The following is a 6,838-nucleotide window of genomic DNA, read 5'->3' on the forward strand; positions in this document are numbered from 1 at the left end:
GGATGAAGAAGCTGATCAACGCCGTCGAAGACGTCGTGAACGAAAGTCTTGCCGGGTTTTGCGCGGCGCACGCCGACATTGTGCGGATTGGAGAACACGCACCGTTCGTGCAGCGCCGGCATCTCAAGCCCGGAAAGGTGGCTTTGTTGTCCGGTGGGGGTTCCGGACATGAGCCGCTGCACGGCGGATTTGTCGGCTATGGCATGCTTGATGCCGCATGTCCCGGTCAGGTCTTTACCTCGCCGACGCCCGATCTCATTCTCGCCGCCGCCGAGGCCGTCGATACCGGCAGTGGCGTATTGTTCATCGTGAAGAACTACGAGGGCGACGTCATGAACTTTGACATGGCGCGCGAGATGTCGGGAAGATCGATCGCGACCGTGATTACCAATGACGACGTCGCGGTGGAGGTCTCGACATTTTCGACGGGACGGCGCGGCGTTGCCGGCACCTTGATCGTGGAGAAAATCGTAGGCGCTGCCGCCGAAGAAGGACGCGACCTTGCGACGCTGAAAGCACTGGGCGACCGCGTCAACGCGGCGACGCGTTCGATCGGGATCGCGCTCACGAGCTGCACCGTTCCGGCGGCCGGCAAGCCGACATTCGATATTGCCGAGGACGAGATGGAGGTCGGTGTTGGCATCCACGGCGAGCCGGGGCGTCGCCGTGTCAAATTCAAGCCGGCTGCCGCGATAGCGGCAGAGATGGTGAGCGCGATCGCCGCCGATCTCGGCGCACGCGTGCGTGGCGAAGCCATTCTCCTGATCAATGGCTTCGGAGCAACGCCGCTTTCGGAGCTCTATCTGATGTACGATGCCGTCCGCAGGCTGCTCGGACCGCAGGGTAGTGTGGTTGTGCGGTCGCTGGTCGGCAATTATGTCACGTCGCTCGATATGGCAGGCTGCTCCGTGACGCTGACGATCGTTGACGAGGAGATGAAGCGCCTCTGGGACGCACCCGTTCATACCGCGGCCTTGCGCTGGGGAGCGTAGTCGAGCGTTTGTTTGATGCGAATAATAAGTCGATGCCGTAGGGTGGGTTGAGCTCTTCGCGAAACCCGCCAATTCCGCCGCTAGATGTTAATCATATGGAAGCTTGCGATGCTGCGCTCCCTCTCCCGCTCTTCGCGGGGGAGGGTCGGGGTGGGGGAAGCTCCGGGCGAAAATCCATCGATCGGGTATCGCGGCCACATACGTAACCCACACTGCCGATGCCGCGCCCCCACCCCACCCTCCCCCGCGAAGAGCGGGAGAGGGAGTGAGAGGCCAATGCTCGTGGTGCGAAATGACGGGTTCGGGCTGCCATCCGGCGGAACGTGGGCCATTGGCCTGACGATCGCGGACCAGTCCCGCTGAAGAACAGCCGGTGCCGTACAAAGCGATTGAACGCCGCCCGAGATGTGCTAAGCAAGTTTCCAAGTTGACAAAGAACAATGCATGGAAACGCTCGGAACGGTCCTCATTGTCGCGCAAGGCGGCCCACAGTGGACCGCCGCGGCCGGCGTATTGGCCGACGAGTATGACTACCGGGTGCTGACCGCGCGCTGCCCTGAAGATGCGGCCGATGCCTTGTCCGATGCCCATGTCGATATCGTCCTGGCCGAGCACGGCGCCGGAGGCGACGGGCTGGAATTTCTCGCAAACTTGCGCATTTCCCATCCTGACGTCATCCGGGTCCTGGCGCTCGACGCCACAACGGTTCTGACCAAACAGGCGATTTCGCCGGCGGCGATCTATCAATTCGTTCGCAAGCCGCTTGACGCCAAACAGATCGGACTGGTGGTCGAGCGCGGACTGGAATCCCGCGAACTGGCGCGACGCCATCGGATGTTGTCGCGTGAATTCAAATTTCCCGCCGATTCCATGCACATTCATGCGCGGCACGGCATGCCATTGCATGCCGAGAGCCGGCGGTTTGAGAAGCTTGTCTACGTCAGCGAAAAGCTGACCGAATTGTGCGATCTCGCGCGCAAGGCGGCCCGAACCGAACTGCCGATCCTGATTCAGGGTGAAACCGGCACCGGCAAGGAGTTGCTCGCCCGCGCCATACATTACAATTCGACCCGTCATGCCAGCCCGTTGATGGTGCAGAACTGCGGGGGAATGTCCGACGAATTGTTGCAATCGGAACTATTCGGGCACAAACGCGGCGCCTTCACCGGCGCCATCTCCGACCGTCTCGGCCTGTTTCGCGCGGGTGACGGCGGGACCGTGTTTCTCGATGAAATTTCAGACGTCTCGGCCTCGTTCCAGGTCAGCCTGCTGCGCTTTCTCCAGGAAGGCGAAGTCAAGCCGCTCGGCTCGGACAAGACCGAAACCAGTAATGTCCGTATCATTGCCGCGTCGAACCGTCCGCTGCGCGCGCTGGTGGCTGCGGGGAAATTTCGCCAGGATCTGTATTTTCGTCTCAAGGGGTTCGAGCTGGAGGTGCCGCCGCTGCGCGACCGGCCTGACGACGTGCCCGCGCTCGCTGAATTCTTCGCGGCAAAGCACTCAAGCGCGATCGGTCGCAAAATTCTCGGCATTTCCGCGGGCGCGCTGGAAAAATTTGTCGGCTTCGACTTCCCTGGCAATGTGCGTGAACTCGAGAACGAAATTCGCCGGATGGTGGCGCTGGCCGAGGACGGCGAATATCTGACGACGAAGCATATGTCGCCGGCGATCCTGGCTGCGCCACCCCCTCAGCGTGCGGGTCGAACCGGATACATCGCGCAGGGTAAAACCTTGAAAGACAAGGTTGAAAGTCTCGAGAAACAGGTCCTCAACGAGGCCTTGACGCGGCATCGGTGGAACCAAAGCCGGGCGGCGAACGAACTTGGCCTTTCGCGTGTCGGTCTCGCCAACAAGATCAAGCGCTACGCTCTGGACCAACCGCACTGAGATATCGCGATGCCGGACGAGCCCGATCCAGACGACGGAGATGCCGGGGCTCACGTCGTTCGGTTCCCGCAATCCCGCGTTTCGCCGGCGCGAGGCAACCGGCCCTTCAAGGAACTTGGGCTGAGCGATTTGTCCAGGAAGCTCGGCCTGCCGGAGCGTCAGGCAACCGGCCATTGGTGCAGCCGTTGTCACGGGATCTGGTACGGATACCTGCTTGAGGTGACGTGTCCGGTCTGCGGCAATCGTCACGGCTAGCGATGCGAACGGACGTCGCCATTCCCTTTTGCTTTGACTGCAACTGATTGAACAGCCGGGTTCGTGCGATGCGGCGGTCATCTGCACGCGCCTTGAGCGATTGATGCCGGTTATCAGCATGACGGCGCGGTCATTGCTGAAAGAACATCGGCGCCGGGATGACTGGCGGGAGCGGCAGGCGTCGGCCGTGCTGTTCGCGGCTTCGTCCGAAATCAGCGGAGGACCGGAATTCACCGGCTGATAGCCAAAACGACGCGATTGACCCAAAGCGGACGGAATTCACCGGCTGATAGCCAAAACGACGCGATTGACCCAAAGCGGACCTCCGGGCATGCGTCGAGTTGCAAGCGTAAGGGCTGCAGCCTCACTGCAGTGGTTCAGAAGTCTGGCCTTTCTCACCTCATCGTTCGGCTATCACCCCAACCGAACCGCGCCGTCATAGTCGCCGCCCCATGCTTGGCGCCCCAAAAAAAAAGCCCTGCCGTGAGGCAGGGCGTCCGAGGTTCTTGCAATCGATTGCTTTGCGTGGTCGATCGCCGATTGGAGTTTAGATCAGGGTTGCTGCGGCTCGTTGCCGTTATTGAAGGTGAGCAGCGGCTGCCAAGTAGCGCAGAAATGGTCGGTCCTGAAGCTGTCGAACGGATGCGGCCCTTGCGGTGTGAGCAGCGCTGGCGGTGTGAGCGACTGGATCTTCTGATCGCGATCATCGCCGTCATGGTCATGATCGCCCCCCGCATTGAAGTGCGGCCAGTGCGGCAGCTGGGTGCGCGGCGCCCTTAGGCTGACCAAGGTGGCAAGATCATCCTTGCTGTTCCTGTTAGGATCGCCGGTCTTCACGAAATTGGCCCAGTAGGTCTTCATATCGGTCGCCAGCGTCGACTGCGCGGAGGTGAACGCCGCGCCGAAGTTGAAGATGTACTGGAGTTCGGCTGCGTGCTGAGAAGCCGTCGTGAAGCCTGAGCCATTCGACCCCGGACCTGGGACGCCGGGCGTGCCCAGGGTCGGGGCATTTGGATCGTTGAACTCGTAAGCAAAGACCCAGGTTCGCCTGGACAGGTCGCTGTTTGAATCAAAGCCGTTACAGGCGAACACGAAATCGGTGAAGATTTGCGAGAGCGCCTCATCGACGTTGCCGCCGCCAAAGTTGTTGTTGAGAGTCGACGTGCTTGTCGGCGGAACGAAGTTGTGGAAATTGGCGATCGGGTATTCGCTTGCCGCCGTCGCCGAGGCGGCGACGACTGCCTCGGTGAAGGGCGCGGTCGGCCCCTGTGTGGACGGTTCGGCCGTCACGAGGGTGGCCAGAAAGAACTGGATCTCCTGCAAGTAGGAGCAGGTCGCCGGCGTGCCGGTGAACGGCGGGGTCGCACACAGAATGTTCTGGACCTGAAGGTCGAAGCTCGCCGGACCGCCGGCGGCGAAGATTGTCGCAGGGGTGCCTCCGGGAGCGGTGACCGCACTGGGAAAGAAGCTCGGCTCGAAAAGCCGGCCCTCATTGGCGTTGGTACCCTGGAGCACCGGGACCTGGTTGAACTGGCCGGTCGAGAAGGCCGTATGCAGGTCACGCGGCAGGATTTTCGTGCCGAAATTGGGCGCGATGCCAAAGCCGCCAAAGTCCCTTTCATTCGCGAAGACTTGCGCTGCAGTCAGTCCCTGGAGGCAGGCCAGGGTCAAGGTGCCGCCGCAGAATGCGTTGGCGTCTTGCTGAGCGAAAGTGTTGCTAAGGGTCTGGTAAACGGCGAGCGATGGCACGTCATGATACATGTACGCGCCGCTCTCGATGATCGCACCGCCGAACAGATCCCGGCCGGTGAGCCCCCTGAAGGTGTTCGTGGAGGCAAGATGCGACGAGACGCTGAGACCGCCGGCTGATTCGCCCCCGATCGTCACCGCGTCCCGATCACCGCCGAAAGCCGCAATGTTGTCCTGGACCCAGGCCATCGCGAATTGTTGGTCCATGAAACCGTAGTTGCCGGCGTCGCCGACGTTCTGAAAGGCATTGGGCGCGGTCGCCGCCAGCACGCTGGCTGCGAGGAAGCCGAGGCTCCCGAGGCGGTAGTTGATCGTGACGACGATGATGTCGTTCTCGGCCACCATCACCGACGGGTCGTAGTCAGACCCGGCGCCGTTGACGAGCGCGCCGCCGTGAATCCATATGAAAACCGGAAGCTTGGACTTCGCGGTGGCGGTGGAGGGAGTATAGATATTGAGGAACAAGCAATCCTCGGAATCGGTTGCCCGTCCCTGCGTGCAGGTGTGGCCGATGGTTGCCGCGACGATCGATCCCTGGCCAGGATTGGGCGCCTGGGGCGGCTTCCAGCGCATTGTGCCTACCGGCGGCTGGCCGTAGCGGATACCGAAGAAAACGTTCACTCCGCTTATCGGATCTCCCGGAAGTTCCTGGAAGTTCATCAGGCCCTGATAGGTGCCGGTCGTCGTGGCGACAGGGGCCGTCAGCCCGGCCGCATTCGACGCCGGCGCGGTAGCCAGGACGCAAGCGACGCTCATTGCGCCGATTACGCCAAGCCGGGACTGCCGTAATTGCTCTCTCATAGGCTTCCTCCCTTTTTTGTAAGGGCCGGCATTACCGGCCTATTCCGGCGAGCTTCTGTGGTGCCGGTCATCCATTGCCATTGCCGGCAGTCTTGCCGACAACGCGAGGATGACGGCGATCCAATCTGCACGCAAGCGAACCCGTGCGGGAATTTTGACACCGGAAATTCCCTGTCCCGGAATGACGACGGGCGCCGCTTGCGCCTTCAGCCGCATTGTGCACCCCACCAAGTTCGAACTGGTCATCAATCTCAAGACCGCTAGGGCCCTCGGCCTTACCGTGCCGCCGCCCGTGCTCGCCTGAGCCGACGAGGTGATCGAATAAGGTTGGCCACTTCCGTTGTTGGCACATCTCGAACTTTTGTTGCGACGCAACAATCGGTCGCTACCGGTTAATCTCAGACATGTTTCGCGTGATAGGGTGAGCTTGTGTCACGGAATCGAACCTTCTTCGATCCGATCATTCTGCCGGATGGTCGCCAGCTCGTTATGCTCCGCGACGCCGCGCAATACATCACGAAGTTTCCCAAAACTGAACACGATGCCCCGGAATATCAGGCCGCAATGCAGGCGCTTCTGTTAGTCGCAGAGCACAACGGCCCAACGGATTTCGCGCGGATAGGCGTTATGCGAGCGCTAAACCGTCACGTCGAACGGGTGTTCAATCCCGACCGCGAGGATCACTATTGGAGACGGCGCGGCTGGCATATGAGTTCAGCCTTAAAGGTTTGGCGCCGGCTGGTTGGCTGGTCCGGAGCAGGCTTGTTGACGGCAAAGAAAAACCCGCGACCGGTTTCCCGGCGCGGGCATCTGATGGCTGCGATGGTGACCATGTGCCAGTGATTTGCCCGACGTGTCAACTTTTTTCTCGTCCTTGTTCTCGTCCTTCGAACTGGCCAATGAGGCCTACGCCGACGAGACAGGCGCGCCTTGGTCTGATGTTTCGAGGTTGTCAATACCCATATGAAAAAATATTTATGTTTCCTTTTTGTTCGAATCAGTCTAGAAGCTGTTTCGTCTGATCCCACCAAGAGGGGCGTATCGCGATCGTCATGAAACGCGGGATGAGATGCGGTGGACGCGGCAGCGTCAGGCGTGCGACGGTTCGCAGGGCGGGGGGCGTTATGCCAAGCGTGAGCGAATACCTCGTAAGC

General features: G+C 60.9%; 6 protein-coding genes. 5 read left to right on the top strand and 1 reads right to left on the bottom strand.

Going from position 1 to position 6,838, the window contains the following annotated elements:
- Positions 1-2: 2 nt before the first annotated feature.
- From dhaK to ABSG20_RS04955, 3 genes are all read left to right on the top strand, one after another.
- Positions 3-992 (top strand): dihydroxyacetone kinase subunit DhaK, encoded by a 990-nt coding sequence (dhaK, locus tag ABSG20_RS04945; RefSeq protein ID WP_423863373.1) that lies wholly within the window; start codon positions 3-5, stop codon positions 990-992.
- Positions 993-1,436: 444 nt separating this feature from the next.
- A complete protein-coding gene (locus tag ABSG20_RS04950; RefSeq protein WP_423863374.1) occupies positions 1,437-2,879 on the top strand; it encodes a sigma-54 dependent transcriptional regulator in 1,443 nt (480 codons plus the stop codon).
- Between the two features lie 358 nt (positions 2,880-3,237).
- Positions 3,238-3,375 (top strand): hypothetical protein, encoded by a 138-nt coding sequence (locus ABSG20_RS04955; RefSeq protein ID WP_423863375.1) that lies wholly within the window; start codon positions 3,238-3,240, stop codon positions 3,373-3,375.
- A 311-nt stretch (positions 3,376-3,686) separates the two neighbouring features.
- On the opposite strand, the gene ABSG20_RS04960 is transcribed toward ABSG20_RS04955, so the two are convergent.
- Positions 3,687-5,684 (bottom strand): carboxylesterase family protein, encoded by a 1,998-nt coding sequence (locus ABSG20_RS04960; RefSeq protein ID WP_423863376.1) that lies wholly within the window; start codon positions 5,682-5,684, stop codon positions 3,687-3,689.
- A 181-nt stretch (positions 5,685-5,865) separates the two neighbouring features.
- Here ABSG20_RS04960 and ABSG20_RS04965 point away from each other — a divergent pair, with 181 nt between their 5' ends.
- On the top strand, positions 5,866-5,988 hold the full coding sequence (locus ABSG20_RS04965) for a hypothetical protein (protein WP_423863377.1): 123 nt from the start codon (positions 5,866-5,868) through the stop codon (positions 5,986-5,988).
- A 125-nt stretch (positions 5,989-6,113) separates the two neighbouring features.
- Positions 6,114-6,527, top strand: coding sequence for a hypothetical protein (locus ABSG20_RS04970; protein WP_423863378.1), 414 nt, complete (start codon positions 6,114-6,116; stop codon positions 6,525-6,527).
- Positions 6,528-6,838: the final 311 nt, after the last annotated feature.

The organism is Bradyrhizobium sp., from assembly GCF_049512235.1.
Classification (GTDB): domain Bacteria; phylum Pseudomonadota; class Alphaproteobacteria; order Rhizobiales; family Xanthobacteraceae; genus Bradyrhizobium.